The sequence below is a fragment of the Microbispora hainanensis genome, from assembly GCF_006874475.1.
Taxonomy (GTDB): domain Bacteria; phylum Actinomycetota; class Actinomycetes; order Streptosporangiales; family Streptosporangiaceae; genus Microbispora; species Microbispora hainanensis.
This window is the reverse complement of sequence record NZ_VIRM01000080.1, coordinates 1-26,114: the sequence shown is the minus strand read 5'-3', so window position 1 is coordinate 26,114 and position 26,114 is coordinate 1. Positions and strand designations below refer to the sequence as shown.

The following is a 26,114-nucleotide window of genomic DNA, read 5'->3' as shown; positions in this document are numbered from 1 at the left end:
CCCCGCGGGGGGGGGGGGGGGGGGGGGGGGGGGGGGGGCCCCCCCCCGGGGGGGGGGGGGGCCCCCCCCCCCCCCCCCCCCGCGGGGGGGGGGGGGGGGGGGGGCGGGGGGGCGGGGGGGGGGCGGGGGGGGGGGGGGGGCGGCGGCGGGGGGGGGGGGGGGGGGGGGCGCCCGCCTCTGGTCCGCGATGGAGGAGGGCCGCCTCACGCTGCGGGCGCATCCCTTCGCCTGCGCCCCGCTGCCGTACGCGGAGATGCCGGACGACCTGCGGGAGGAGTTCGCGTCGGCCTCGCTGACCGTCATGAAGGGCGACCTGAACTACCGGCGGCTCGTCGGTGACCGGATGTGGCCGGCGAGCACCCCGTTCGCTGCCGTCACCGCCTACTTCCCCGGGCCGGTCGCCGCGCTGCGCACGCTCAAGTCGGACGCGCTCGTCGGCGTGCCGGAGCGCACGCTGGCCGAGCTGGACGCGCCCGGCCGCCCCTGGCGGACCACTGGCACCCACGCCATGGTCCAGGCCCGCCCCTGAGCATCTATCGGCCCTGGTAGACCGGCGGGCGTTTGTCGCGGAAGGCGCGGGAGCCCTCCTTGGCGTCCTCCGAGCCGATGACCGGCCAGCCGATGGCGTCGGAGACCTTGAGGGCCTCGGCCTCCGGCATGCCCAGCGTCTCGCGGTAGGCGCGCAGGATCGCCTGTACGGCCAGCGGCCCGCAGGCGGCCACCTGATCGGCGATCTCGCGGGCCGCGTCGAGCGCCTGGCCGTCCGGCACGACGCGGTTGAGCATGCCCATCGTGAGCGCCTCGGCCGCCGTGATCGCCCTGCCGGTGAGCAGCACGTCCATGGCGAACGCGTACGGGATCTGGCGCGGCAGCCGTACGGCGCTGCCGCCCATCGGGAACAGCGCCCGCCGCGCCTCGAACAGCCCGAGCGTGGCGCCCTCGCCGGCGACGCGCAGGTCGGTGCCGACGAGCAGCTCGGTGCCGCCCGCCACGGCGTAGCCCTCGACCGCGCACACGATGGGCTTGGACGGCAGCGCCCCGGGATCGCGCAGCAGGCCCTTCCAGTGGTAGTCGGGGATCTCGGCGGCCCGGCGGCGCACCCGCTCGTCCTCGGACGGCGTGCCCATGGCCTTGAGGTCGGCCCCGGCGCAGAACGTGCCGCCCGCGCCGGTGAGGACGCCGGCCCGCACCTCCGGCTCGTCCGAGATGTACTGCCACGCCTCGGCGAGCCCCACCAGCATGTCCTGCGAGAGCGCGTTCCTGGCCGCGGGCCGGTCCATCGTGACGATCACCACGTGACCGTCGCGCTCGATCCGGCAGTGCGGGTTGCTGATGGGCAGGAGCTCCACAGGTGTCCTCCGGCTGGGTGGTGTCACCGGCTCGATCAAGCGCTTGTTAGCCATCGCGCGCGGGGTTAGTCTGCCCGCAAGAACTAGAACCGATTCTCGTCTGAGTCGCTCCGCATTGCCAGATCTTGTCAGCGTCGCACTCGCGTGCTTCACTTCGCGTCCGCTGACGCCCCCGGTGATGCGGCGCGCGCTAGGAGCTGGCACATGGGCTCACTCGGTTTCTGGAGGCTGGCGCAGGCCGACCCGGCGTGGATCGCCGCGGTCGATCCCGACGGAACGGAACATCCCGCGGGCGAGCTGCTCGCCAGGGCCAACCGGATGGTCCACGGCCTGCGCGAGCTGGGCCTGCGCCCTGGAGACGGCATCTGCGGGCTGCTGCCCAACGGCGCGGACGGCCTCGTGCTCTACCTCGCGGCCCTCCAGGCGGGGTGGTACTACACGCCGGTCAACTGGCATCTCACCGGGCCCGAGATCGGCTACATCGTGGCCGACAGCGAGGCCGCCGCGTTCTTCGCCCACGAGCGGTACGCCGCGGAGGCCGCCAGAGGCGCCCGGGAGGCCGGGATCGACGCCGGCCGATGCTTCTCCTACGGCGACATCGAGGGCTTCCGCCCCGTCGCCGAGCTGACCGACGGCAGGCCGGACACCCCGCCCCCCGGCCGTACGGCCGGGGCGACCATGCACTACACCTCGGGCACGACCGGCAGGCCGAAGGGCGTGCGGCGCGCGCTCACCGGCCTCGACCCCGACGACGCGGCCGAGCTGATGACGGCGCTGCTGCGGCTGTTCGGCGTGACGCCCGGCCGTCCGAACGCCCACCTGGTCACGTCGCCGAGCTATCACACGGCGGTCACCCAGTTCGCCGGCACGGCGCTGCACATGGGGCACACGCTCGTCTTCATGGACAGGTGGGACGCCGAGGAGACCCTGCGCCTGTGCGAACGCCACCACGTGACGAACTCCCACATGGTGCCGACGCACTTCAAACGTCTGCTGTCGCTGCCCGAGGAGACGCGGCGGTCCTACGACCTGTCGTCGCTGCGGTGGATGATCCACGCCGCCGCGCCCTGCCCGGTGCCGGTCAAGTGGCAGATGCTGGAGTGGTGGGGCGACGTCATCTACGAGTACTACGCCGCCACCGAGGGCGGCGGCACGGTCGCCACTCCCGAGGACTGGAAGAAGCGGCCGGGCACGGTCGGGAAGGCCTGGCCGGGCAGCGAGCTGCTGATCGTGGACGACGAGCTCGCACCGGTGCCCGCGGGCACGCCCGGCACCGTCTACATGAAGATGGGCATCTCCTTCGAATACAAGGGCGACCCGGAGAAGACCGCCGCGGGCCGCCTCCGGGACCACTTCACCGTCGGCGACATCGGCTATCTGGACGACGACGGCTTCCTGTTCCTCTGCGACCGCAAGGCCGACATGATCATCTCGGGTGGGGCCAACATCTATCCGGCCGAGATCGAAAAGGAGCTCATGATCCACCCGAAGGTGGCCGACGTGGCCGTGTTCGGCATCCCGGACGACGAGTGGGGTGAGCGGATCATGGCCGTCGTCGAGCCCGCGCCCGGCGCCGTCCCCGGGCAGGAGCTGGCCGCGGAGCTCATCGGCTCCCTGGAGGGCCGCCTGGCCCGCATGAAGTGGCCGAGCGTGATCGAGTTCATCGACGAGATGCCCCGCGAGCCGAACGGCAAGCTGCTCAAACGCAAGCTCCGCGTCCCCTACTGGGAAGGCAGGGACCGTGCCATCTGAGGAGTCGCTCGTCGCCGCCCACGTCCTGGAGTTCCCCGGCGGCTACACGCGGACGACCGGGCCCGTCATCGGGCGGTTCCTCACCGAGCTGCGCGACCGGCGGCTGGTCGGGGTCCGTACGGCAGGGGGACGGGTGCTGGTGCCGCCGCTGGAGTACGACCCGGACACCGGCGAGCCGGTCACCGAGGAGTACGTGGAGGTCGGACCGGCCGGGACCGTCCAGGCGTGGGCCTGGGTCGGCTCGCCGCGGCCCGGCCACCCGCTCGACCGGCCGTTCGCCTGGGCGCTCATCCGGCTCGACGGCGCCGGCACCGCCCTCGTCCATGCCGTGGACGCCGGGAGCCCGAAGGCGCTGCGGCCGGGCCTGCGGGTGCGCCCGCGCTGGCGGGCCGCCACCACCGGGCACATCACGGACATCGAGTGCTTTCTGCCCGAGGTCACCTCGCTCGTCGCGCCCGTGCGGGCCGAGTATCGCGTCACGCCGGGGCGGGCGCTCACCCGGTTTCTGGAGGGCGTGCGCGACGGGAGGTTCGTCGGCGGCCGGTGCGCCGCGTGCGTCGCCGTCTACGTGCCCTACCGCGTGTCGTGCCCCGCGTGCGGCTCGGTGATCGAGGAGGAGGTGGAGGTCGCCGGCACCGGCACGGTCACCACCTTCGCCATCAACAACCTGCCCGACCCCCGGGCCCCCGAGGTGCCGTTCGTCTCCGCGTACGTGCTGCTGGACGGCGCGGACACGCCGATGATCGCGCTGATCGGCGGGGTGCCCGCGCACGAGGTGCGGCAGGGCATGCGGGTGCGCGCCGTGTGGCTGCCGCCCGAGGAGCGGACGCTGTCGATGGCCAACGTGAAGTGGTTCGAACCGACCGGGGAGCCGGACGCCGACCTCGACGAGTCCACCGGGGGTGCCCGATGAGGGATGTCGCGGTGGTCGCCTTCGCCCAGACCGTGCACACCGGCCACGACACCGGTCTGGCCGAGCCGGAGCTGCTGCTGCCCGTGATCGACGAGGTCAAGCGGGCGACCGGGCTGAAAAGGTTCGGCTTCACCTGTTCCGGCTCGTGCGACTACCTGGCCGGGGCGCCGTTCTCGTTCGTCTCGGCGCTCGACGCGGTCGGCGCCTGGCCGCCCATCAGCGAGAGCCACGTCGAGATGGACGGCGCCTTCGCGCTGTACGAGGCGTGGGTGCGGCTCCAGCACGGCGACATCGACACCGCCCTGGTCTACGGCTTCGGCAAGTCGTCGATGTCGGACATCCGGGAGATCATGACGCTCCAGCTCGACCCGTATTATCTGGCGCCGCTCGGGCTCGACCAGGTCTCGTACGCCGCGCTGCAGGCCGCCGCGGTGAACGCGGACCGGGCGGCGCTGGACGAGATCGTACGGCGCAGCCGGGCCGACGGCCGGGCCAACCCCTACGCCCTCGACCTGCCCGACCCTTCCGGCGAGGAGTTCGAGGTCGAGCCGCTGCGGCCGTACGACGTCGCGCCGGTCACGGACGGGGCGGCGGCCGTGGTGCTGGCCGCCGGCGACCACGCCCGCGAGCTGGCCGGGCGGCCCGCCTGGATCACCGGCATCGCGCACCGCGCCGAGCCCCACTATCTGGGCATGCGCGACCTCGCCCGGTCGGTGTCCACGGCCGAGGCGGGCCGGGCGGCCGGGGTGGGCAAGGGCCCGGTCGACGTGGCGGAGCTGCACACCCAGTTCAGCCACGAGGAGCCGATCCTGCGCGAGGCGCTCGGCCTGTCCGGAGACGTGACGGTCAACCCGTCGGGCGGGCCGCTCGCGGCCAACCCGGTCATGGCCACCGGCCTGATCCGGATCGGCGAGGCGGCCCGGCGGATCCTCGACGGCTCGGCGGACCGCGCCGTGGCGCACGCCACCTCGGGACCGTGCCTGCAGCAGAACCTCGTCGCCGTGCTCGACCAGTCTCTGTAGGAGTCGCCGTGGGAAACCGCTGTGCCGTCATCGGCGTGGGCCAGACCCGCTACCAGACCAGACGGCGGGACGTCTCGCTCGCCGGGGTGGTCCGCGAGGCCGCCCTGCGGGCGCTGGAGGACGCCGGCCTGACGTTCGCCGACATCGACGCGGTCGTCATCGGCAAGGCCCCCGACATGTTCGAGGGCGTGATGATGCCGGAGGCGTACCTCGCCGACGCGCTCGGCGCGGCCGGCAAACCGGTGATGCGCGTGCACACGGCGGGCTCGGTCGGCGGCTCGACCGCGCTGGTCGGCGCGTCGCTCGTGCAGGGCGGCGTGCACGGGCGGGTGCTGGTGGTCGCCTTCGAGAAGCAGTCGGAGTCGAACGCCACCTGGGCCCTGACCACGCACCTGCCCTTCAACGCATCCCTGGTCGTGGGGGCGGGCGGCTACTTCGCGCCGCACATCAGGGAGTACCTGCGCAGGTCGGGCGCGCCCGGCCACATCGGCACGCTGGTCGCGGTCAAGGACCGGATCAACGCGCTGAAGAACCCGTACGCCCACCTGCGCATCCCCGGGATCGACCGGGAGATGGTCGAGTCGACCCCGATGCTGTGGGAGCCGATCCGCTATCTGGAGACCTGCCCGTCGTCCGACGGCGCCTGCGCGATCGTGCTCGCGGCCGAGGACAAGGTGACCGGCACGCCCGCCTGGATCCACGGCACGGCGATGCGCTCGGAGCCGCTCATGATGGCCGGCCGCGACGTCGTCAGCCCGCGGGCCGGCCGCGACTGCGCCGCCGACGTCTACCGCCAGGCCGGGGTCACCGACCCGCGGCGGGAGATCGACGTCGCCGAGGTGTACGTGCCGTTCTCCTGGTATGAGCCGATGTGGCTGGAGAATCTCGGTTTCGCGGCCGAGGGGGAGGGCTGGAAGCTCACCGAGGCCGGATGCACGGCCCTCGACGGCGACACCCCGTGGAACGCCTCCGGCGGCGTGCTGTCGTCCAACCCGATCGGCGCGTCCGGCCTCATCCGCTTCGCCGAGGCGGCGCTCCAGGTGCGGGGCATGGCGGGGGAGCACCAGGTCGAGGGGGCGCGTCTCGCGCTCGGCCACGCGTACGGCGGGGGCGCCCAGTTCTTCGCGATGTGGATCGTGGGCAGCAGTAAACCCTGAGCGCGGGAGGTCCGCCGGATGGAGTTCAACCACGCCGATCTTTTCGAGGGGCTCGCCGACGCCATCGGGGACCGCGTCGCGGTGGTCTGCGGCGACGACCGCCCGACGTACGCCGAGCTCGACGCCCACGCCAACCGGCTCGCCCACCACCTGGCCGCGCAGGGCGTCGGGCCCGGGACGTACGTGGGCATGCAGCTCTACAACGGGGTGGAGTATGTCGCGGCCCTGCTGGCGACGCTGAAGCTGCGGGCCGTGCCGGTCAACGTCAACTACCGGTACGTCGAGTCCGAGCTGCGCTACCTCTACCAGGACTCCGGCATCGCGGCCCTGGTGTTCGACGTGGAGTTCGACGACCGCGTCGCGGCCGTGGCCGCGCAGGTCCCCGGGCTGCGCCACCTCGTCGCCGTCGGCGGCCCCTCCGCCGTGCCGGGCGCGGTGCCGTACGAGGAGGCGGTGGCGGGGCGGCCCGAGGGCAGGGGGTTCCCGCCCCGGTCCGGCGACGACGTGTACGTCATCTACACCGGCGGCACGACCGGCATGCCCAAGGGCGTGATGTGGCGGTCGGAGGACCTGTTCTTCGCCTTCGGCGGCGGCAACCCCTACGGCGAGCCGCTGAAGACGCCCGAGGCGGTGATCGAGCAGGCGCGCGGCTCGGCGTCGCCGGTCGTCATGATGACGGCGGCCCCGCTGATGCACGGCGCGGCCCAGATGGGCACCTTCATCGCCTGGTGGATGGGCGGCACGATCGTGCACGTCCGCAAATTCGACGCCGCCGCCGTGCTGCGCGCGATCGAGCGGGAGAAGGTCGTCAGCCTGAACATCACCGGCGACGCGATGGCCCGCCCGATCGCCGAGGAGCTGGCCGCCGGGTCCTACGACCTGTCGTCGCTGTTCGTGCTCAGCTCGACCGGGGCGATCCTCAGCGGTGCCGTGCGCGCCCGGCTGGAGGAGCTGCTGCCCGGCCGGATGATCCTCGACAACTTCGGCTCCACCGAGTCGGGATACACGGCGTCGGGCGTCGAGGGGTCGTCGCCCGAGTCGGGGTTGCGTTATCGGCCCAACGCCGGCGCCTCCGTGACCGTGCTCGACGAGACGCTGACGCCGGTCGAGCCGGGCTCGGGGCGGATCGGCACGATGGCGAGGGCCGGCCGGATCGCCTTCGGCTACCACAACGATCCGGACAAGACCGCCCGCACCTTCGTGACCGACGCCCACGGCGTGCGGTGGCTGCTCACCGGCGACCTCGCCACGGTGGAGGAGGACGGCACGATCCGCATCCTCGGCCGCGGATCCCAGTGCATCAACACGGGCGGTGAGAAGGTCTTCCCCGAGGAGGTCGAGGCGGTGCTCAAGGGGCATCCCGCCGTGTTCGACGCCGTCGTCACCGGCATCCCCGACGACCGCTGGGGGTCGCGGGTCGCGGCCGTCGTCCAGCCGTACGACGGGACGACGCCGACGGCGCGGCAACTCGACGCCCACTGCCGCACCCGGCTGTCGGGCTACAAGGTGCCGCGGAGCTACGCGTTCGTGGAGGAGATCGTCCGCTCCCCGGCGGGCAAGGCCGACTATCGGTGGGCCGGTCAGGTGGCCGCCGCGGCGCGTCCGCCGGAGTAGGCGGCGGCGAGGGCGTGGAAGACCTCCTTCGGCCCCCGCCCGCCGTCCTTCAGCAGCCGGACCACCCCGTAGGAGGCCATGTCGAGGTCGCCGCGCGGGTCCGGGTCATAGGTCGTGGTGTAGCCGGCGAAGGTGAACCAGAAGGCGCTGTCGACGCCCTCCTCCTCGAACACGGCGAGCAGTTCGCGCAGGTAGCGGACCTGCTCGCCCTCGTCGCGGCGGTAGTCGCCGTCGAGCCGGGGCGGGTTCGCGGTGTAGTCCGCGATGGCCCACGCCATGCCGCCGCGTGCGCCAGCCCCGGTGTAGGCGCACGTGCCGAACTCGGTGACCGCCACCGGCTTGCCGAACCGGAAGCGGGCGCGCAGCTCCTCGCGGTAGGTCGCGGCGTTCCGGTCGTCGCGGTAGGCGTCCACCGCGACGATGTCGAACGGGCTCCAGTCGACGTCCTCCCACTCGCCCGAGGCGTACGTCACCCGCCCGCCGAAGATCGAGCGGACCGCATCGGCGGTCTCCGCCAGGAAGGGGTTCAGCCGGGCGGGGATCTCGGCGAACCGGTCGTACACCTCGGCGTCCCCCGCGCCGAGCGCCGCCATGCGGTGGAAGAAGGTCTCCCCGGGCAGGAAGCCGGTGCAGAAGATGCTCAGCTCGCATCCGGTCACGAGCACCACCTCCGCGCCGTCGCGCCGCACCTCCTCGGCCCGCTCCGCGCATTCGGCGAAGTACGGCGCGAGCTCTCGGGTCGTCATCTCGCAGGGGAAGGGCGCGAACCACACCTCCAGCCCCGCCTCGGCGGCGTGCCGCGCGGCGACGCTGAGCCGTTCCGGGTGCCCGCCGGTGATGCGGACGGCGGTGCAGTGCAGCTCGCCGGCGATGACGCGCATCTCCGCGCGAACCGTCTCCGGGTCGAACGTCTCCCGGCTGATCTGCCCGCCGGGGAGGAAACCGGTGTCGTAGTTGATGCCCCTGCCCCTCATCGCGGGTCCCGCACCTCGTTGCTGATCATCCACATGATCGGCCCGGAGCCGAATGCGCCCGCCACCACGAGCCCCACCGCGAGGGCGGCGATCAGCAGCACGTTGGACAGCCAGACCATGGTGGACACCGGCAGCGTGAACGCGCCGATCAGCCGGGCCACGCAGTCGGCGAGCAGCGCCCCGCCCCAGATCCCGGTGAAGCGGCGCTCGGCGCGGCGGAACCGGGCGCCGCTCGCCAGCCGCTCCCAGGCGGCCTCCCGCGCCGCGTTGCCCCGGGTGATGAACGCGCGCATGCCCGGGGTCATCACCGGGCGCGCGGTGAACGCCGTGAGCATCATGAACAGGCTGATCACGCCGCTGAGGGCCGAGTCTTTGGCGATCATCATGCGGGCGTCGCCGGTGACGAAGCTCAGCGCGATGCCCGCCACGTTGACCGCCAGCGTCAACCCGGCCAGCCCGTTCAGCGTGCGGTCCCTGACGATCCCGGCGATCACCCGGGCGGCCGGGATCACGCCGCTCACGGCCAGCGCGGTGACCTCGCTCGTGCCGAACGCGCCGTGCAGGAGGTAGTAGCACGCCATCGGCGCGGCGACGTCGATCGCGAGCGGCATCAGCAGGGTGCGGAGGGTGCCCCGCTGGGGCTCGGCGGCGCTCATCGGGGCGGTCGCCGGCGCGGCCGGGGTCTCGATCATCGGGTCCTCCAGGGGGTCTCCGTGTGCGTCAAGCGTCTCGGAAACCGGAGGAGCCGGACAGATTCAGCGATCCCGATTGCGGCAGTACAAATGTCCTGGGTCTGTCCCTGGGTCTGCCCTGGGCGGGCCGTCAGAGCTTCTTGGCGCCCTCGGTCGCGAGCGCGGCCACGGCGCCGAGACCGAGGTAGACGACGCCGCTGCCCTGGTCCAGCCGCCGCCGGGCGCGCGCCGAGGAGCGCAGCCGCCCGGCCAGCACCGAGGCGAGCAGGGCGTACGTGCCGTCGCTCGCCATGCCGAGCGCGACCCACACGGCCCCGAGCACGAGCACCTGCGGCGCCACGGGACCGCGCGCCGGATCGACGAACTGCGGCAGGAACGCGAGGTAGAACATGGCCGTCTTGGGGTTCAGCACGTTGACCACGAACCCCTCGCCGAACAGCCGCCGGGGCGAGGCCGGCTTGACCTCGGCCTCCTCCGCCTCCGTCCGCCGGATGAGCTTGCGAATGCCCAGGTAGAGGAGGTAAGCCGCGCCCAGATACTTCACGACGGCGAACGCCGCGGCCGAGGCGGCGAGCAGCGCGGTGATCCCCAACGAGGCGGCGGCGATGTGGACGAGCGACCCGGTGTGGATGCCGAGAACGGAGACCAGCCCCGCCGTACGGCCCTGGGCCACGCTCCGGGTGACGATGTAGAGCACGGCGGGTCCCGGAACCAGGAGCAACGCCATCGTGGCGGTCGCGAACAGGGCGAGCGTGGGCAGAGTCGGCATGGCTGGGATGGTAGGGACACCGCGCCGTCGACGGCACCTCAATTTAGGGCGCCGTCCCTGGCATCAGCGCCGCGAAGCCGGCGCGGAGGGCCTCGACCGGCCGCGTCTAAAGCACGGTCAGCACGCGGGGGCCGTCCTCGGTGACCGCGATGGTGTGCTCCATGTGGGCGGCCCTGCTGCCGTCCGTGCTGTGCAGCGTCCAGCCGTCGCCCGCCGTGTGATAACCGTCCCGGCCTCCGGCGATGAACATCGGCTCGATGGCCAGGGTGAGACCTTGCCGCAGCGGATAGCCCCGGCCGGGCCGCCCGTGGTTCGGCACCGACGGGTCCTCGTGCATCTGACGGCCGATGCCGTGGCCGCCGAAGTCCCTGGGCATGCCATATCCGGCCTCCTTGGCGATCGCGCCGATCGCCGCCGAGATGTCCCCGATGCGGTTGCCCACGGTCGCGGCGGCGATCCCGGCCTCCAGCGCCCGGCGCGTGGTGTCGACGAGCTCCAGGTCGCCGGGGCGCGGCGTGCCCACGATGAACGTGACGGCGGCGTCGGCCGCCCAGCCGTCCAGCACCGCGCCGGAGTCGACGCCGACGACGTCCCCGTCACGCAGCCGGTAGTCGGTCGGGATGCCGTGCACGATCGCGTCGTTGACGGACACGCAGATCACGGCGGGAAACGGGGTCGGTGCGAAGGACGGCCGATAGCCGAGGAACGGGGAACTCGCCCCGGCCTCACGCAGCACCGCCCGCGCCGTCTCGTCCAGGTCGGTGAGCCGCACGCCGATGGCCGCGGCCTTCCGTACGGCGTCGAGCGTGCGGGCCACCACGCGCCCCGCCTCCCGCATCGCGTCCAGCGCGGCGTCGGTCTTGATTTCCACCATGACATGCCCTCCCGGGGTGGCACCAATAACTATACCGGTATTAGTATCACGGTCATGGTGAGAGTGCCCCTGACCCCCGAGGAGCGGCAGCGGGGGGAGCGATTCGGCGTCCTGCTCCGGCAGGCGCGCGGCGAGCGCAGCATGGTCGAGGTCGCGGCGGCGGCCGGGCTGTCGGCCGAGACGCTGCGCAAGATCGAGACCGGCCGGGCGCCGACCCCGGCCTTCTTCACGGTCGCCGCGCTCGCCGCCGCGCTGGGCCTGTCGCTGGACGAGCTGGCCGCCGCCTGCGCGGAGGGCCCCCAGACCGGTGAGTTCCGCCAGGCCGGCTGACGCCCGGCCGTGCCGTTCCCTAGGAGAGCTCGTACACCAGCGAGGTCGTCCCGCCGCCCGTGGGATCGGGCCGCCGGGTGTGCACCCAGAGCCGCGTCGTGCCCCGCACCGGCGCGATGCCGACGATCTGCTCGCCGGGGCCGCCCGCCGGCAGGGTGAACCTGGTCCATCCGCCGTCGCGCAGGGTGAGGACGTAGGGCGCGCCGGAGGCGGGACGGGCGGCCATCCACACGCCGCCCTCGCGGTCCACGCGCACCGCCGTCAGGCCCGTCCTTGTCAGGTCCGTGCCCACCTGCGCCCATCGAGTGCGGTCCCAGTGGAGGACGACGGGGCTGCCGCCGTCCGCCCAGTAAGGCCCGGCCGCCCACGCCTGGCCGTCCGGCCGCACAGCCAGGTCCAGGTCGCCCAGGTAGGAACGCCCGCGACAGGGCGGACGAGCGGAGTCGACGGCGCACGGGTAGGGCACGTCCTTCCACGACGCGCCGTCCCAGTGCAGCGTTCTGTCCCCCCGCTCCCGGCTGACGATCCACGCGTCGTCCGGGCCTGCCGCGGCGACCGCGGTGAGGTCGAAATCCGGCGGCGACGGCTGCCGAGGCCAGGCGTTGCCGCTCCAGCGCAGCACGGTGGAGGGAGCCCCGTCCGGGTCCATGCCGGTGACGAACCAGGCGCCGCCCCGCGAGTCGACGGAGATGTCGATCACTCCGTTCCACGTCGCGTCCCGGGAGAGCAGGCGCGTCCAGCGCCCGCCGGAGAACCGCCACAGGTGCTCTGCCACGGTGTCGTACTTCTGAGAGACGCTTACGGCCGCCCAGATCGTCTCCCCGGACGGAGACCCGCCGATCTCGAGCCCCCAGGCCTTGGCGAACTGCGCGGGCAGGCCGGCGCGTCTCCAGGAGGTGCCGTCCCATCGCAGCATCGACCAGCCGGGGCCCGGTCTCTTCCTGATGAACAGCGACACTCCGCCGTCCGCCGAGGGAAACATCGACAACGGAAAGTCCGCGTGCTCCCTGGCGGCGTACCTCAGGGTCCAGCGCGACGACGATTCGACAGCGCGGCCGGCCGTCCACCCGGTGCCGTGCCGGGCGGTGTCGGAGGTCATCGCGGATGCGCACACGAGGACCAGGGCGGCGACCGCTCCCGCACCGGTACGCATCCCGACATGATCGCATGAGGGCCGGAACCCGGTCGCGGGGATCGTCTCATCTGAATCTTTCAACGGCCTTCACGCGCGGCGGCCTCCCCGCCCCGGCGGCCGTCGACGGCGTTCGGGGAGATGAGCGGGGGCGCCCGCGATACGCCGGGCCGCCCACGGCGAGAGCGGGCCGCCGGAGTTCCTGTACAGCGGGCTGAGGAGAACCGACGCTGGGAGCATCGCCCGCGATCAACGGCAGCCGGCCCGAGGCGGCCGGCCGGCTCACCACGGAGGTGCCCGATGCGATTCCCCCACGGCCGGTTACGTCGCCCGGCCGTCCTCGCGGCCGTCGTGGCCGCCGCGTCCGCGGTGACCGGGCTCGTCCCGGGCGCGGCCGACGCCGCGCCGCGCGGATCGGCCGCCGTCGCCCGCCTGCTGCCGAGCGCGGTTCCCACTCCCACGCCGACCCCGACGGTGAGCGCCACGCCGTACGTCATGGTCACGCCCGCCCAGGTGGTCGTGCCCGAAGGCGGCTCGGCGCTCATCTACGTGCGGCTCAGCGACCGGCCGTCGTACGGCTGGGTGACCGTCGACAGCCAGCGGCTGTCCGGCGACTCGGACCTGTCGATCGGCCCCCGGCTGCTCTTCCCCGCGGACCGGTACAACGAATGGCAGGCCCTCCTCGTCTTCGCCGAGGAGGACGACGACGCGACGGACGGCACCGCCACCTTCGAGTCCCGGATCAGTCAGCTGCCGGGCACCGGCGTCGCCGTGTGGAGCGCCACCGAGCTGGACAACGACACCGCCACGCCGTCGCCCGCACCGAGCTGACCGTCGTCAGAAGGAGCGCGGGAACCATAAGTAGCGCGGGAATCAGAAGTAGCGCGGGAAGAGGTCGGTGGTCGGCCAGGTGGTCACCTTGCCGATCTCCGCGTTGATGAGCGGGCTGAGCACGTCGAAGTCGAGCGAGCCGGTCTCCTCGCGGCGGTTGAACAGCGCGGCGTAGGTGAAGCCGTTCTGCAGGCGGGCGGTGTAGGTGTAGGTCCCGGGCAGTGAGCCGTCGTGCCAGGTGTTGACGTGCCCGGTGACCTGGCGGACCCACAGCCCGGCGCCATACCAGGAGCCGCTGGTGGTCACGCCGGTCTCCGGCTTGGCGATCATCCTGCTGATGGAGGTCGCGTTGAGCACGGTGTTCGGCGCGTCGAGCACCTTCGCGAGGCGCACCAGGTCGACGGCGGAGGCCAGCCATCCGCCGCCCGGAGCGCGGTTGGGCATGCTGAAGCCGCCGTACGGCGTGGGCACGATCGTGCCCGAGGCGTCGGTGACGGTCTTGCTCGTGTACTTCGACTCGTAGACGACTTCGCCGGGCGCGGCCTCCGACCGGAGCGTACGGCCCAGGCGGAGCCGGGTGATCCCCAGCGGCGCGAGGATCTTCTGCGTGACGTACGCCTGGTAGCTCATGCCCGAGACCTTCTCGATGATGCGGCCGAGCAGCATGTAGCCGTAGTTGCTGTAGGCGTACCGCGTTCCGGGGTCGAAGTCGAGCGGGCGGGCGCAGGCGTACGTGACGATGTGGTCCTGGGAGATCGGCAGCGGGACGCCGAGCGCGGTCGCGATCGTGTGGTCCATGTACAGGTAGTCGCCCGAGATGTCGCGGTCCCAGCCGCCGGTGTGCTGCAACAGGCGCCACACGGTCACCTTGGCCAGCCGGGGATCGGCCGTCGTCGACAGGCCCAGGAGCGTCGCGGCCGAGGCGGTCAGGCTGAGCTTGCCGTCCTGGGCGAGCCGCATGATCGCGATGGCGGTGATGTGCTTGCTCAGGCTCGCGATCCGGAACAGCGACGTGGGCGAGACCGGGGGGATGTACCGGCTGCCGTCGGAGTAGCGGTATCCCCTGGCGAGGACCAGCTTGCCGTTCTTGGTGATGGCCAGTTGCGCGCAGGAGATGCCGCGCTCGGTGACGTACGTCTTGAGCACCTTGTCGAACCCGGCGAGCGCGGCGGGCACGACCCCGGTGGTCTCCACGGCGGGAACGGGGAGCGCCCGCGCACCGAACGCGAGGGCGGGCACCGAAAGGGCGCCCATCTGGATGAAGTTCCTCCTGTTCAGACCCTCCTGGTTCGCGGAAACGGACGTTGATATCGGCGCTTTTCGCATGTCCAATTTCTAATGGATCTTTGACTCGGCGCGCAGACAAATCACGTGATCGCCAGCAAAGCGGCGACCAGGGCCGCGGTGGCGGGCGGGTCAGGTGGCTCGCCGTACGTCGCGGCGTAGACCCGGCGGTCCGACCCGGGCAGCTCGGACACCCGCACGTCGGGGTGGCGGTGGGCGGACAGCGCGAGCCGGGGGAGGAGCGCCGTGCCCAGCCCGGCCGCGACCATGGCCTGCACGGCCACGTAGTCGTCCGTCGTGAACGAGACGCGCGGCGTGAAGCCCGCCTCCGCGCACAGCGCGAGCAGGTGCGCGCGGCACCGCTCGCACCCCGTGATCCACGGCCCGTCCGCGTAGGCAGCCAGGTGTCCGTCACCGCCGTACGCCGCGGGGGTGACGAGGAAGCTCGGGTCGTCGAGCAGGTGGACAAGACGGACGCCGTCGTCCTCGGGAGCGGTCTCGCCGAAGCGGAAGACCACGGCGACGTCCACCCGGCCGGCCCGCAGCAGGCGCAGCGCCTCGGGCGGCTCGGCCTCCATCAGCCGCAGGTCGAGCCCCGGATGGTCGCGCGCGAGCCGGGCGGCCGCGGCCGGGACGAACGTGCCGAGGGCGGAGGGGAACGCCGCCAGCCGCACGCGTCCGGCCCGCAGCCCGACGTGCGCGGCGAGCTCCGCGGACGCCGCGTCGAGGCGGCCGAGGATCTCCGCGCCCCGCTCGGCGAGCAGGCGGCCCGCCTCGGTGAGGCGGATGCCGCGCCCTGCGCGTTGCACCAGCTTCGCGCCCGTCTCCGCCTCAAGCCGGGCGAGATGGTGGCTCACCGAGGGCTGCGAGTAATGGAGCTCCCGCGCCGCCGCGGTCACCGTGCCGGTCCTGGCCACCGCCACGAGGACCCGCAGCCGTACGACGTCGAGCGGCATTCATCGATCCCGTCTATGGTTTCGCCTGAGAAGTTGAGTTGGACCTATTGTCCCGCGGATGGTCAGGCTGGGGGCCATGACCGACATCCGCGACATCCTGGACGCCCGGCGGCTCATCGCCCCGCACCTGCCCGAGACTCCCCTGTGGTCCTATCCCGTGCTCGACGCGGCGGTGGGCGCCGAGGTTCACGTGAAGCACGAGAACGTCCAGCCCACCGGGGCGTTCAAGGTGCGCGGCGGCATCACGTTGCTGGCGCGCATGGCCGGCCGCGACCGCGGAGTGGTCACCTACTCGACCGGCAACCACGCCCAGTCCGTCGCGTACGCCTCCCGCCTGTACGGCGTGCCGTGCGCCGTCCTCATGCCGGAGAACCCGAATCCCGCCAAGGCCGCGGCGGTCGAGGCGCTGGGGGCGACCGTCGAGGTCCGGGGCGCGACGATGGTGGAGGCCGCCGGGCACGCCCGCGACCTCGCCGAGCGCACGGGACGCCGGCTGATCAGCCCGGCCGACGAGCCGGACATCCTGGCCGGGGTGGGCACGCTCTACGTCGAGATGTTCACCGCCCGGCCGGATCTGGAGGCGGTGTTCGTGCCGGTGGGCAGCGGCAGCGGGGCCGCCGCGGCGTGCCTCGCCGCCGCCGCGCTCGCGCCGGGCTGCCGGGTGATCGCCGTCCAGTCGGCCCAGGCCCCGGCCGCGCACGACTCCTGGCGGCTGCGGGAGCCGGTGACCCGGCCCGTCAAGACCGTCGTGGAGGGGCTAGCCACCGGTTCGGCGTTCGCGCTCCCGCAGGCCGTGATGCGCGACGGTCTGGCCGGCTTCGTGCTGGTGGACGACGACGACATCCTGCGGGCCCAGCGCCTGCTGCTCACCGAGGCCCACACCCTGGCCGAGGGGGCGGGGGCGGCGGCGCTCGCCGGGCTGCTGGCCCGGCGCGAGGAGTTCGCCGGGCGCAGGGTGGCCGTGGTGTGCACGGGCGGCAACGCCGGCCCGGCCGAGCTCGCCCGCCTCCTGGGCGCGATGAGCTAGACGACCGACCGATCGGTCACATAGTTTGCGGGGGTGACACAAGACGGCCGGCGGCTGCGCGGGTTGCGCAGCCGCGAGACGATCCTGCGGCAGGCGGTGGAGCTGTCCTCCGTCGAAGGGCTCGACGGGCTCTCCCTGGGGCGGCTGGCGACGGCGACCGGGGTCAGCAAGTCCGGGCTCTTCGCCCACTGGCGTGACAAGGAGCAACTGCAGCTCGACGCCGTGGAGTGGGCCGTCCGGCAGTGGACCGAACAGGTGGTGGGGCCCGCGCTGCGCGTCCCCCCGGGCGTACGGCGCCTGTTCGCGCTGCACGAGGCGCGGCTGGCCTTCTACGGTGACGGCGTGCTGCCCGGCGGGTGTTTCTTCTTCGCTGCGCAGGCCGAGTTCGACGACCGTCCCGGAGCAGTCCGCGACCGGCTCTCGCGCGCGATGGGCGAGTGGCAGGGGCTCCTTCGCCGGCTGGTCGCCGAGGCCGTGACGCTGGGCGAACTGACCGATGGCATCGATCCGGCCCAGCTGGCCTACGAGATCGACGCGCTCGGCGAGATGGTCATCATCCATTCCCGGCTGCACGACGGGGCGCAGGCCCTCGTCCATGCCCGCCGCGGCGTGCTGGAGCGCCTGCGCGCGCTCTGCCCCGACCCCGCACTTCTCCCGGAGGAATGACATGACCGCAGGTGGCGTCCACGAGATCGTCCAGGTGCACTTCGACGACCTCGACGCGATGGGGCTGCTGCACAACTCGCGCTACGCCGTGCTGGTCGAGCGGGCGATCGGCGCCTACTGGCACCGGCTCGGCTGGGCGGCCGACCCCGCCCGGTCGGCTTTCCCGGACGTGCTGATGGCCGTGCGCGAGTTCAAGGTGACCTACCACGTGCCCATCACGGAGCCGGGCGAGCGGCTCGTGCACTTCTGGCTGGAGCGGATGGGACGCACCAGCGGGGTGTATGGCTTTCGCGTGCTGTCCGCGGACCGCGTCACCGCTCATGCCGAGGGTTACCGGGTCAACGTCAACCTGGATCCGGCCACCTTCCGGCCGACGCCGTTCAGCGACCGGATCCGCGAGGCCGCCGCGCCCTTGCTCCGCACGCCGCTCGCGGTGCTTACGGAGGCGGCGCCGTGCTGAGATCGCGCTGGATCGCCGGGCCGGCGGCGGAGCGGCCGGGGCCGCTGGTCGCCGCGCTGACGGACTTCCGGGCGGACCGGATGCTCGACCTGCCCGGCATCGCGCGGCGCGGCCTGTCGCTGAGCGGGAAACGAGGGGCCTCAGGGGCCTCAGGGGCCGACGTCGTCGCGGGTGGCCTCCTCGACCTCGTGCAGACTCTGCCGGGTCAGTTCGAGTTCCGAGGTCAGCTCGTCGAGCGCGCGGGCGCCGCCCGCATCGTCGGAGGCCGCCGTCATGGCGGAGATCTCCACGGCCCGCGCGACCAGGCCCTCCAGGCTGATGGCGCCCGACTGCAACCGGGCCAGCACCCGCTCCCGCGTGCCCCACAACCTGTCGTACACCTCGCGCTGCGCGTCAAGGGCGGCGATCGACCGGTCGAGCTCGCCCGCGACCTCCTGCCGGGCCGTCTGCCGCGCCTGCGTGAGCCGTACGCGCTCCTGTTCCAGGAACCGGGGGTCGAAGCGGGCCAGCGCCGAGCCGGTGACGGAGGCGTGCCCGGCCAGCCGGCGCAGCGTGCCGACGGTGTCGTCCACCTGCGGGCGCATCGCCGCGATCCGGTCGAGCAGGAGCTGCCCGCGCATCGTGGCGGTCAGGTCGGCGAACGACGCGGCGGCCCGCTCCGCCCGCCGCAGCCACGCCTCCTCCGCGCTCCCCTTCGTGACCGGCGGGGCCTGCGGTTCCGTACGGCTCTCGCCACCGGTGGACTGCCACGCGGAGGCGAACGCCTTGATGAGCCAGACCGCGATCCCGGCGACGGGCACCCCCACGAGAGGGACGCCGACCGCCCAGGCCGCGCCCGTGGCGGTGGCGCCCATGAGCAGCGCCCAGGGGTCGCGGAGTTCCTCGGTGAAGCGGGACAAGGGGGCTCCCAGGTCGGACGGCAGGGTTGATCAGAAGTTGGAGATGACGGCGGTGAACACCTCGTCGATGCTTCCCGGCTTGCGCGAATCGTAGGCCGCCGCGTCCGTGGCCTGCGAGATGCGCCGCAGTACGTCGAGGTCGGCGTCGCCGCCGTACGCGATGGTGAACATCCGCACGGTCTCCTGCCCCGCCTCGTGGCGCAGGTCGGGCAGCAGGTTGTCGAGCGAGATGGAGTTGTTGTCCTCGTTCTTGCCGTCCGTCAGGAACACGACCGCGTTGATCGCGTCGCCGCTCTGGTGGCGCATCACGTACTGATAGGACGCGAGGGCCGTGTCGTACAGCCCCGTGCCGCCGCTGGGAATCAGGCCGTTGATGCGGCTCTTGAGCTGCGACTGGTTGCCTCTGCCCAGGGGGACGAGCTCGCGGTAGTCCTTGTCGCCGTCCTGCTTGAGGCTGAACAGCCACAAACCGACCCGGTCGTTGGGCCCGAACTGCGGCAGCGCGTTGATCGCGGCCTGCTTGGCCAGGTCGAGCTTGGTCTTGCCGGTGCCCTCGACGTCGGCGCCCATCGAGCCGGACACGTCCATCACCATCAGCACGTTGGCGGGCTTGCGCAGCTCGGCCCAGCTCTTGAGGATCCGGTCCAGCACCGGCGGCGCCGGGGTGCTCAGCGTGGTCGCCGGCTGCTTGGGGTCGAGGCCGTTGGCGGTCGTGATGAGGTCGCCCGGCTTGCCGTCGTACGACCGGAAGGCGTACTTCTCGAACTCCCGCTGCCGCTCGGGCGTCTGCAGGAACTTCAGGAAGTCCGCCGCCGCGGCCTTCTTCGCGGCGTCCGCCCAGGACAGCACGGCGTACGGGTGGTCGGAGAAGAGCGTGCCCTCCTTGGGGTAGATCGCCACCAGCGGGACCTTCGGCTTGGCGTGGTCGCCGAGCGTCTTGGGATCGCCCGTCGGGTTGCCCTGGTTGTAGTCCCACACCGACTTCTCCTCCACCGTCACGGCGGAGATGTACGACATGGCCGTCCCCGAGTCGTCGGCGTGCTGGAGGTTGGAAAGGAACGTGAGGGTCGTGTCGCCGTAGTGGACGATGGACCGCTCGACCCCACGCACGAAGTCACGCGCCCGCGCCGCGGCGACGTCCCGTTCCGTCAGGTCGCCCGACAGCCCGGTGGCCGCGAAGTACGCCCCGACCGTGGCGTTGAGGCCGGAAGTCGAGAAGTTCGGGTTCGTCTTGCCGAGGCGGAACGTGCCCCACTCGGGGTGGTCGTACGTCGCCCAGCCCTTGGGGTCGTTGGCGAGGTCGAGGATCTCCGACCAGCCGATCTTCTTGGACGGCCAGCCGAGCGCCTGCGCCATCGGCTTGGGCATCGCGATGACCAGCGGAGACGTGGCGATCGTCGGGTTGTCGGCGGACACCGGCGACGCCTGGTCGCCGCCCTCGACGCGCTGCCGCAGCAGGGTGACCCAGCCGGTGCTCGCCGGCGTCCAGACGTCGGGCTTCGGGCCGTCCTGCCGCTCGTCCCAGCCGCGCGCCAGGGCCTGCATCGCCCCGCCCGAGGCCTTGGAGTTCACGACCACGTCCACGCACTTCCCGTCCACCTCGTGGCCGTTGTAGTCGTTGGCCATCGTGCGCAGCAGCTCGGCCTTCTCGCTCGACGCGGCGATGGTCAGCGTGATCCCGTCGTCGCCGCAGGCGCGTTTGCCCGCGTTCCCGCTTTCGCCGTCTCCGGCGTCGCCACCGCCGCCCGACACGCCGCCGAACAGCAGCTTCAGCCCGACGATGAGCGCCCCCGCGAAGATGACCGCGATGACGAACGGAGCCACGCTGCGGCGGCGCTTCTGCTGCGGTGGGGGGTACACGGTCTCCTCCATTGTCACGGGATACCTGCATCTATCCCGACGAATGGCGGATCACGTTAGTTGCCGATCATCTCGTCCAGCTAACACCCCAGCCCCGTTCCACGCTCATCCACAGACCTCGGTAATTCTCCGTAATGACTCGAACACATTGAGTAAAGTCCCCCGCGTGCCGAATCTCATCCATCAACAGACGGTCGACCTCTTCCATCGGAGGCCCATCGCCGCCGTGGAGCTGTTACGCGAGGTCGGCGGCATCGAGCCGCCCGAGTTCGCCAAGGCCACGGCGGAGGCGGTGGACGCCACGCAACTGACCCCCGTGGAGTATCGCGCGGACGCGGTCGTGGTGCTCCGCGACGGCTCCGGAACGGCCCGGCTGGCGGTGATCGTCGAGGTGCAGTTACGGCACGACGCGGACAAGCGCTTCACCTGGCCCGTGTACGTCGCCGCGCTGCGGGCCCGGCTGAAGTGTGACACCGCCCTGCTGGTGATCAGCCTGAACCCGGCGGTGGGCCGTTGGTGCGAGCAGCCCATCTCCATGGGACCGAGCGGAACGGTCACCCCGGTGGCGATTCACTCGGACCGCCTGCCCCTGGTCACCGACCCGGGCGAGGCGCGCAGGCACCCCGAGCTGGCCGTGTTGTCGGCGGCCATGAACGGCGGCCACCCCGACATCGACAAGGGGCTGGAGGTCATGCTGGAGGGGCTGAACGAGCTCGACCAGAAGGACGTCCGGCTATATTTGAGCTACGTGTTCGGCCTGGTACCCACAGTAGTGGGTGAGCGCCTGAAGGAGCTTCTGATGACAGCGTCAGCCGACTACGAGAAGGTCATCGGCGCCCGCTACTTCTCCGAATGGGTGAACAAGGGCATGGAGCAGGGCCTGGAGCAGGGGCGGGAACAAGGGCTGGAGCAGGGGCGCGCGGAGGGCGAGATCGACGCGATCCTTGCCGTGCTCGACGCCCGGGGGCTGGAGATCTCCCCCGAGGCGCGCGAGCGGATCAGGGGGTGCTCCGATCTGCAGCTACTGGAGAAGTGGATCCGCAAGGCGGTGACGGTGACGTCGGTGGACGAGCTCTTCCTCTGACGTCCGCGCCCGTCCAGCGCTGATCCCGGCCCGTCCCCGGCTCGTCCGGGGCTCGGTCAGGGCTCCATCAGGGGGAGATGCGGCGGTGGACGAGTTCGGCGAGCGTCGCGTGCACGTCCTCGACCGGCTGGTCGGGGCGCAGCGCGCGACGCTCGATGGCGACGGTGAGCACCATGCCGAAGACGGCGGTGGCGGCGGTGCCGGTGTCGAACCCGGGGCGCAGCTCTCCGGCCTCCACGGCGTCCGCGAGGACACGTTCGTACACCGCGAGCACGCTCGTCCGCAGCCGCAGGATCGCGTCCTGCCAGGCCGCCCGCCACAGCTCCGCCAGCAGCACCCGGGCGAACGGCCCGTACTCGTCGAAGAAGCGGAGCTGCGCGAGCATGAGCGCGTCGAGCACGGCGACCGGCGAGGCGGCCGGGGCGTTCGCGGCCTCGGCGAGGGCGTCGGCGAGCCGCTCGATGCCGTGGTCGAGCAGGCCGGCGAACAGCGCCTCCTTGCTGCCGAAGTTGTAGAAGACGGTGCCCTTGGCCACCCCCGCGCGTTCGGCGATGGCGTCGACGGTCGTGGCGGCGAAACCCTGCTCGGCGATGAGCTCGGCCGCGGCCCGGTAGAGCCGCTGACGGGTCTCGGCCCGCCTGCCACCCTGTTCCTTCGGGCCGTCCCCAGATCGGCTCACAGCGACAGCTCCGGCTTGAGGCGGCGCATCGACCACGTACGACCACGGTGGACGGCGAGCACGGTGAGGGCGAGACCGAGGGCGACGAACGCGGACAGCACGCCGCAAGCCTGCCACACCACGGTGGTGTCGCCACCGCTGACGAGGCGGCGCATCGCCGACACCACCCAGCTCATCGGCAGCCACGGCGAGATGGCCTGGAAGAATCCGGGGGACGTCTCGATCGGATAGGTGCCCGCCGACGAGGTGAGCTGCAGCATGAGCAGCGCCAGCACCGCCACCCGCCCGGGCGGCCCGAGCAGCGCGTTGACCGCCTGCACGACGGCGAGGAACGCGGCGGTGACCAGCACCAGGAAGGCCGTCATCCCCGGCCAGTCGGCCGCCTCCAGCCCCAGGCCGAAGCGCAGCACGGCGAGCAGCACCGCCACCTGGAGCGTCCCCATCGCGAGTCCCGGAAGCCAGCCCGCGAGGGCCGTGCGCCACGCCGGCGCCGACCCGGCGAGCAGGCGCGGGTTGAGCGGCCGCAGCACCATGTACGTCACCATCGCGCCGACCCACAACGCGAGCGGCACGAAGAACGGGGCGAAGCCGGTGCCGTAGTTGGGCACCTCGTTGTCCACCTCGGTGGCGAGCCGGACCGGGTCGCTCATCATGTCCGTACGGCTGTCGCGCTCCGGCGTGCCGTAGTCGGGGATCTGCGCGGCCCCGTCGCCGAGTTTGCCCGCCAGCTCGCCCGAGCCGTCGGTCAGCTTGACCAGCCCGGAGCCGAGCTTGCCGGCCCCTTGGCGGAGCTTGCCGATGCCGTTGTCGAGCGTGCCCGCGCCGGAGGCGAGCGAGGCGAGCCCGGTGTTGAGGCCGGTCGCTCCGTCGTCGAGCCTGGCCAGGCCGGTGGACAGGCTCCGCGCACCGCTGTTGAGCGTGCCGAGGCCGCGCGAGAGCGAGGAGGCTCCGTTCAGCGCCTTGCCCGCGCCGTCGCGGAGGTCCGACGCCCCGTCGGCCAGTCGCCTGAGCCCCTTGTCCAGCTGGTTGAACTTGTCGCGGGCGTCGTCGAGCGCGCTGCCGAGGCCGGGCGCGGCGGCGGCGAGTTCGCGGGCGTCGTCGGCGACCGCCCGTGCCGTGCCGGCGAGGTCGTCGAGCCTGCCCTCCTGGGAGCCGAGGCGGTTCTGCAGCCGTCCGGCGGCCGACGCGAGGTCGCCTGCCGACCCCGCGGCCCGCTCGACCAGCCCGCGCAGTTCGGGGTCGGCGTCCGGATGGGCGTTCAGCCAGCGCTGGACGGCACGCAGGTCCTGTATGGCCGTGCCCGCCGAGCCCTGCACCTCCTGGGGCAGGCCGCCGAGCGCGTCGGCGAAGCCGTCGGCGCCCTCCGCGAGGGTGAGCGCGCCCTGCCGGATGCGGTCGCCGTTCTTCTCCAGCACCGGGACGTATTTGTCGGCCGCCCGGTTGACGGTGGGAGACAGGGTGTGCACCTGGCGATAGACCTCGCGGTTGCCCTCGGCCAGCGTGGCCGCGCCCTCGCCGAGCGCGGACAGGCCCTTGCGGAGGTCGGCGGCGCCCGTGGCCGCCTTCGACAGGCCGGCGGACAGGGAGGCCGAGCCGGCCCTGGCCTGGTGCAGCCCGCTCGTGAGCTGCTTCGACCCGCTGTACAGGGTGTCGGCTCCGGATGACAGCCTGCCGGTCGCGTCCTGTGCGGACCCGAGTCCCTTGGCGAGCGAGGCCGCGCCGTCGCTCGCGGCGGCGGCCCCGTCGTGCAACCGGCCGGCGCCGTCGGCCGCCTGGGCGGTCTTGTCGTGCAGCTCGCCGAAGGACAGGAAGATCTGGTCCAGGTAGTCCTTGACCGCGCTTCGTCCCGCCGCCTCCTTGACCTCCTGGAACACGGCGTCCGAGATCGTCCGCATGATGTAGCTGCGCCCGGTGTCCACTCGTACGCCGAGCTGTGCCGGGCGCGGCGAGCCGTCGCCGGAGGGCGAGGCGAGGTCGGCGCTGAAGCCGGCCGGAATCGTGAGCGACAGGTAGTAACTGCCCTCGCGGACGCCCTTGTCGGCCTCCGCCGCGTCGACCCGGTGCCAGGCGAAGACCTTGCGCCGCTCCAGCTCGGCGGCGAGTTCGCGTCCGGCGTCCACCGTGCTCGGGGCGCTTCCCGCGGCGCCGGCGGCGGTGGCGGGGCGATCCTCCACGACGAGGGCCACCGGCACACGGCCGAGGTTCGCCTGGGGATCCCAGAACGACCACAGGTAGAGCCCGGCGTACAGCAGAGGCAGCATGACCACGGCGACCAGCGCGGCCCTGGTGAGCCGCGAGCGCAGGAACCTGCGCAGTTCGAGCCGGCCGGGGTGGGGGACCCTCATCGCTGTTCTCCTGTCTCCGCCTCGTCGCGGCGCGCCGCCTCGTCTCCGGCACCGGGCGCCGGGGGAGCGGGGACGGGCAGCGGCAGCAGCGTGGTGGCCGCGCCGGTCGCCTCCTCGGCGTCGGTGCACGTCGCGACGACGGTGAGCCCCTGGCCGGCCAGGCCACGCAGGACGTCCCACAGCTCGCGCCGCCTGCCCGCGGGGATGCCGGTGCCGGCGTCGTCGACGAGCAGCAGGCCCGGCCGGTCGAGCAGGGCGAGCGCGACGCCCAGCCGCACCGCCTGGTCCCGGGTCAGCTCCCTGGCCGGTGTGCGGTCGCCCTGCGGCAGCGCGTGCGGATCGAGCCCGGCGTGGGCGAGCGCCGACCGCGCGGCGTCCGGGTGCCGCCCGCGCCAGAGGAACCCGCGCGGGCGCATCCGCTCCTGCAGGTGCTCCCGTACGGTCAGGGCGTCGTCGAACGGGTTCACCTCCGGGAAGAGCCCAAGGGCGGCGACCCGCCTGATCCTGCGAGGTGTCGCGAGGCCGCCGACGGTGAGCGTCCCCTCGGTCGGCTTCATCCGTCCCGCGAGGGTGAGCAGCAGGCTCGTACGGCCGCTGCCCGCCTCGCCCGTGACGACGGTCAGCGTCCCGGGGGCCGCGTGCAGGGAGACGTGCCGGTAGACCCAGCCGTGAGCGCCGCGCACGCCCAGGTCCCGTGCTTCCAGCCCGACCCCGCCGAACACCCCGCCGAACACGGAGCCGGACACGCCGCCGGACACGCCGCCGGACGCCGCGCCGGATGTGCCGTCGGACGCGCCCTCGGGCAGGGGGTCGGACGGCCGGTCGGGACTTCCGGCCGAGGGGGTGGCGACGTCCGTGGTTCGCCCGGCATCCACGTCTGTGCTCCCTTCTTTGCACTGACCAGTCGGTACAAAAGAGTAGCGCTGAGGAACTCTCGCCCCATGCCCCGTCATGGTGTGATTTCGCCGACACCAGATCACGCCCGCGGCCTCGGGATGCGAGGGAATCCCGGCCCCTCCGGCGTGTTTCATGAAAATTTCACCGGCGAGCACCGGGCGCGGCGGGTCTCACCTGCCGGAATCGGCGGATGTCCGGACCGCCCGCCAACTGGTCGACGCGGAGCATTGACCCGGGTTCGTGAGGTCCGTAACTTGGCCGTGTTCCGGTTCATGGATGTTGTTCACATTCATGAATTCCCTCAGCGGGACCAGGAGTGGCGCCGCCACCAGCCTCGGTCAGGGGTCCTGCACGACCTGCGAGGAGCTCGGCTTTGAGAAGGAGTACCAGAACCGGAGTCGGGGTGATCGGCGCGGTTGCCGGGGTCGCCGCCCTGGTGGGCGGCGTCTTCGCCGGCGTGTCCAACGCCGCACCCAGTGCGGGACCCAGCGCCGGCGCCTACCGGATCGTGAACGGCGCCGGCGGCCTGTGCCTGACCGTCCCGGGCA

25 protein-coding genes are annotated in these 26,114 nt (G+C 72.6%); 12 read left to right on the top strand and 13 right to left on the bottom strand.

The features are described 5' to 3' along the window. Positions 1-529, top strand: a 529-nt coding sequence (locus FLX08_RS43160) for an ARMT1-like domain-containing protein (protein ID WP_142625069.1), incomplete at its 5' end; no start/stop codon positions are given. 4 nt (positions 530-533) lie between these two features. Here the strand turns inward: FLX08_RS43160 and FLX08_RS37805 are convergent. Next, positions 534-1,349, bottom strand: a complete 816-nt coding sequence (locus FLX08_RS37805) for a crotonase/enoyl-CoA hydratase family protein (RefSeq protein WP_244313184.1) — start codon at positions 1,347-1,349, stop codon at positions 534-536. A gap of 204 nt (positions 1,350-1,553) precedes the next feature. Between FLX08_RS37805 and FLX08_RS37800 the strand changes: the two genes are divergently transcribed. Genes FLX08_RS37800 through FLX08_RS37780 form a run of 5 tightly spaced genes read left to right on the top strand, consistent with a single transcriptional unit; the run spans position 1,554 to position 7,807 of the window. After that, entirely contained in the window at positions 1,554-3,101 is a 1,548-nt protein-coding gene (locus FLX08_RS37800) for an acyl-CoA synthetase (RefSeq protein ID WP_142625067.1), read from the top strand. Beyond that, the gene (locus tag FLX08_RS37795) at positions 3,091-4,014 is read left to right on the top strand and encodes a Zn-ribbon domain-containing OB-fold protein (RefSeq protein WP_142625066.1); all 924 of its coding nucleotides are present in this window, start codon (positions 3,091-3,093) and stop codon (positions 4,012-4,014) included. Before FLX08_RS37800 ends, FLX08_RS37795 begins: the two co-directional genes overlap by 11 nt. Beyond that, positions 4,011-5,036, top strand: a complete 1,026-nt coding sequence (locus tag FLX08_RS37790) for a thiolase domain-containing protein (RefSeq protein ID WP_142625065.1) — start codon at positions 4,011-4,013, stop codon at positions 5,034-5,036. The genes FLX08_RS37795 and FLX08_RS37790 overlap by 4 nt, the downstream gene beginning before the upstream one ends. Before the next feature lie 8 nt (positions 5,037-5,044). Then, complete coding sequence (locus FLX08_RS37785) at positions 5,045-6,193, top strand: thiolase domain-containing protein (protein ID WP_142625064.1); 1,149 nt, start codon at positions 5,045-5,047, stop codon at positions 6,191-6,193. An 18-nt stretch (positions 6,194-6,211) separates the two neighbouring features. Continuing rightward, positions 6,212-7,807 (top strand): acyl-CoA synthetase, encoded by a 1,596-nt coding sequence (locus FLX08_RS37780; RefSeq protein WP_142625063.1) that lies wholly within the window; start codon positions 6,212-6,214, stop codon positions 7,805-7,807. On the opposite strand, the gene FLX08_RS37775 is transcribed toward FLX08_RS37780, so the two are convergent. From FLX08_RS37775 to map, 4 genes are all read right to left on the bottom strand, one after another. Then, positions 7,774-8,781 carry a hypothetical protein gene (locus tag FLX08_RS37775; protein WP_142625062.1) on the bottom strand — a complete coding sequence of 336 codons (1,008 nt, stop codon included), beginning with the start codon at positions 8,779-8,781 and terminating at the stop codon, positions 7,774-7,776. The two genes, FLX08_RS37780 and FLX08_RS37775, sit on opposite strands and share 34 nt — an antisense overlap. Then, positions 8,778-9,473: a VC0807 family protein gene (locus FLX08_RS37770; RefSeq protein WP_208761924.1), complete on the bottom strand. Its 696-nt coding sequence runs from the start codon at positions 9,471-9,473 to the stop codon at positions 8,778-8,780. The genes FLX08_RS37775 and FLX08_RS37770 overlap by 4 nt, the downstream gene beginning before the upstream one ends. A gap of 130 nt (positions 9,474-9,603) precedes the next feature. Continuing rightward, positions 9,604-10,242: a LysE family translocator gene (locus tag FLX08_RS37765; RefSeq protein WP_142625061.1), complete on the bottom strand. Its 639-nt coding sequence runs from the start codon at positions 10,240-10,242 to the stop codon at positions 9,604-9,606. Between the two features lie 106 nt (positions 10,243-10,348). Further along, on the bottom strand, positions 10,349-11,116 hold the full coding sequence (map, locus tag FLX08_RS37760) for a type I methionyl aminopeptidase (protein ID WP_142625060.1): 768 nt from the start codon (positions 11,114-11,116) through the stop codon (positions 10,349-10,351). Positions 11,117-11,170: 54 nt separating this feature from the next. Between map and FLX08_RS37755 the strand changes: the two genes are divergently transcribed. Further along, positions 11,171-11,446 (top strand): helix-turn-helix domain-containing protein, encoded by a 276-nt coding sequence (locus FLX08_RS37755; protein WP_142625059.1) that lies wholly within the window; start codon positions 11,171-11,173, stop codon positions 11,444-11,446. Positions 11,447-11,465: 19 nt separating this feature from the next. On the opposite strand, the gene FLX08_RS37750 is transcribed toward FLX08_RS37755, so the two are convergent. Next, complete coding sequence (locus FLX08_RS37750; RefSeq protein ID WP_142625058.1) at positions 11,466-12,599, bottom strand: hypothetical protein; 1,134 nt, start codon at positions 12,597-12,599, stop codon at positions 11,466-11,468. A gap of 279 nt (positions 12,600-12,878) precedes the next feature. Between FLX08_RS37750 and FLX08_RS37745 the strand changes: the two genes are divergently transcribed. Then, entirely contained in the window at positions 12,879-13,409 is a 531-nt protein-coding gene (locus FLX08_RS37745; protein ID WP_142625057.1) for a hypothetical protein, read from the top strand. Between the two features lie 42 nt (positions 13,410-13,451). Here the strand turns inward: FLX08_RS37745 and FLX08_RS37740 are convergent, their stop codons facing one another. Together FLX08_RS37740 and FLX08_RS37735 are read right to left on the bottom strand one after the other, a co-directional pair. After that, positions 13,452-14,663 carry a serine hydrolase domain-containing protein gene (locus FLX08_RS37740; RefSeq protein ID WP_244313183.1) on the bottom strand — a complete coding sequence of 404 codons (1,212 nt, stop codon included), beginning with the start codon at positions 14,661-14,663 and terminating at the stop codon, positions 13,452-13,454. Positions 14,664-14,776: 113 nt separating this feature from the next. Next, on the bottom strand, positions 14,777-15,649 hold the full coding sequence (locus tag FLX08_RS37735; RefSeq protein WP_142625055.1) for a LysR family transcriptional regulator: 873 nt from the start codon (positions 15,647-15,649) through the stop codon (positions 14,777-14,779). Positions 15,650-15,707: 58 nt separating this feature from the next. Between FLX08_RS37735 and FLX08_RS37730 the strand changes: the two genes are divergently transcribed. From FLX08_RS37730 to FLX08_RS37720, 3 genes are read left to right on the top strand one after another with little or no spacing between them, the layout of a single operon-like run. After that, complete coding sequence (locus FLX08_RS37730; protein ID WP_244313182.1) at positions 15,708-16,676, top strand: threonine ammonia-lyase; 969 nt, start codon at positions 15,708-15,710, stop codon at positions 16,674-16,676. A 33-nt stretch (positions 16,677-16,709) separates the two neighbouring features. Continuing rightward, positions 16,710-17,342 carry a TetR/AcrR family transcriptional regulator gene (locus tag FLX08_RS37725; RefSeq protein WP_142625054.1) on the top strand — a complete coding sequence of 211 codons (633 nt, stop codon included), beginning with the start codon at positions 16,710-16,712 and terminating at the stop codon, positions 17,340-17,342. A gap of 1 nt (position 17,343) precedes the next feature. Then, positions 17,344-17,802, top strand: coding sequence for an acyl-CoA thioesterase (locus FLX08_RS37720; protein WP_142625053.1), 459 nt, complete (start codon positions 17,344-17,346; stop codon positions 17,800-17,802). Between the two features lie 149 nt (positions 17,803-17,951). Here the strand turns inward: FLX08_RS37720 and FLX08_RS37715 are convergent, their stop codons facing one another. Beyond that, a complete protein-coding gene (locus FLX08_RS37715) occupies positions 17,952-18,701 on the bottom strand; it encodes a hypothetical protein (protein ID WP_142625052.1) in 750 nt (249 codons plus the stop codon). 30 nt (positions 18,702-18,731) lie between these two features. Next, the gene (locus FLX08_RS37710; RefSeq protein ID WP_167530732.1) at positions 18,732-20,573 is read right to left on the bottom strand and encodes a substrate-binding and VWA domain-containing protein; all 1,842 of its coding nucleotides are present in this window, start codon (positions 20,571-20,573) and stop codon (positions 18,732-18,734) included. Between the two features lie 154 nt (positions 20,574-20,727). On the opposite strand from FLX08_RS37710, the gene FLX08_RS37705 reads away from it, so the two are divergent. Continuing rightward, positions 20,728-21,645, top strand: coding sequence for an RpnC/YadD family protein (locus tag FLX08_RS37705; protein WP_142625051.1), 918 nt, complete (start codon positions 20,728-20,730; stop codon positions 21,643-21,645). Positions 21,646-21,712: 67 nt separating this feature from the next. Here the strand turns inward: FLX08_RS37705 and FLX08_RS37700 are convergent, their stop codons facing one another. The 3 genes from FLX08_RS37700 to FLX08_RS37690 are packed head-to-tail and all read right to left on the bottom strand — an operon-like array spanning position 21,713 to position 25,544. Next, positions 21,713-22,324 carry a TetR/AcrR family transcriptional regulator gene (locus FLX08_RS37700; protein ID WP_142625050.1) on the bottom strand — a complete coding sequence of 204 codons (612 nt, stop codon included), beginning with the start codon at positions 22,322-22,324 and terminating at the stop codon, positions 21,713-21,715. Then, positions 22,321-24,669, bottom strand: coding sequence for a YhgE/Pip family protein (locus tag FLX08_RS37695; RefSeq protein ID WP_142625049.1), 2,349 nt, complete (start codon positions 24,667-24,669; stop codon positions 22,321-22,323). The genes FLX08_RS37700 and FLX08_RS37695 overlap by 4 nt, the downstream gene beginning before the upstream one ends. Continuing rightward, on the bottom strand, positions 24,666-25,544 hold the full coding sequence (locus FLX08_RS37690) for an ABC transporter ATP-binding protein (RefSeq protein WP_142625048.1): 879 nt from the start codon (positions 25,542-25,544) through the stop codon (positions 24,666-24,668). Before FLX08_RS37690 ends, FLX08_RS37695 begins: the two co-directional genes overlap by 4 nt. Positions 25,545-26,114 lie beyond the last annotated feature (570 nt).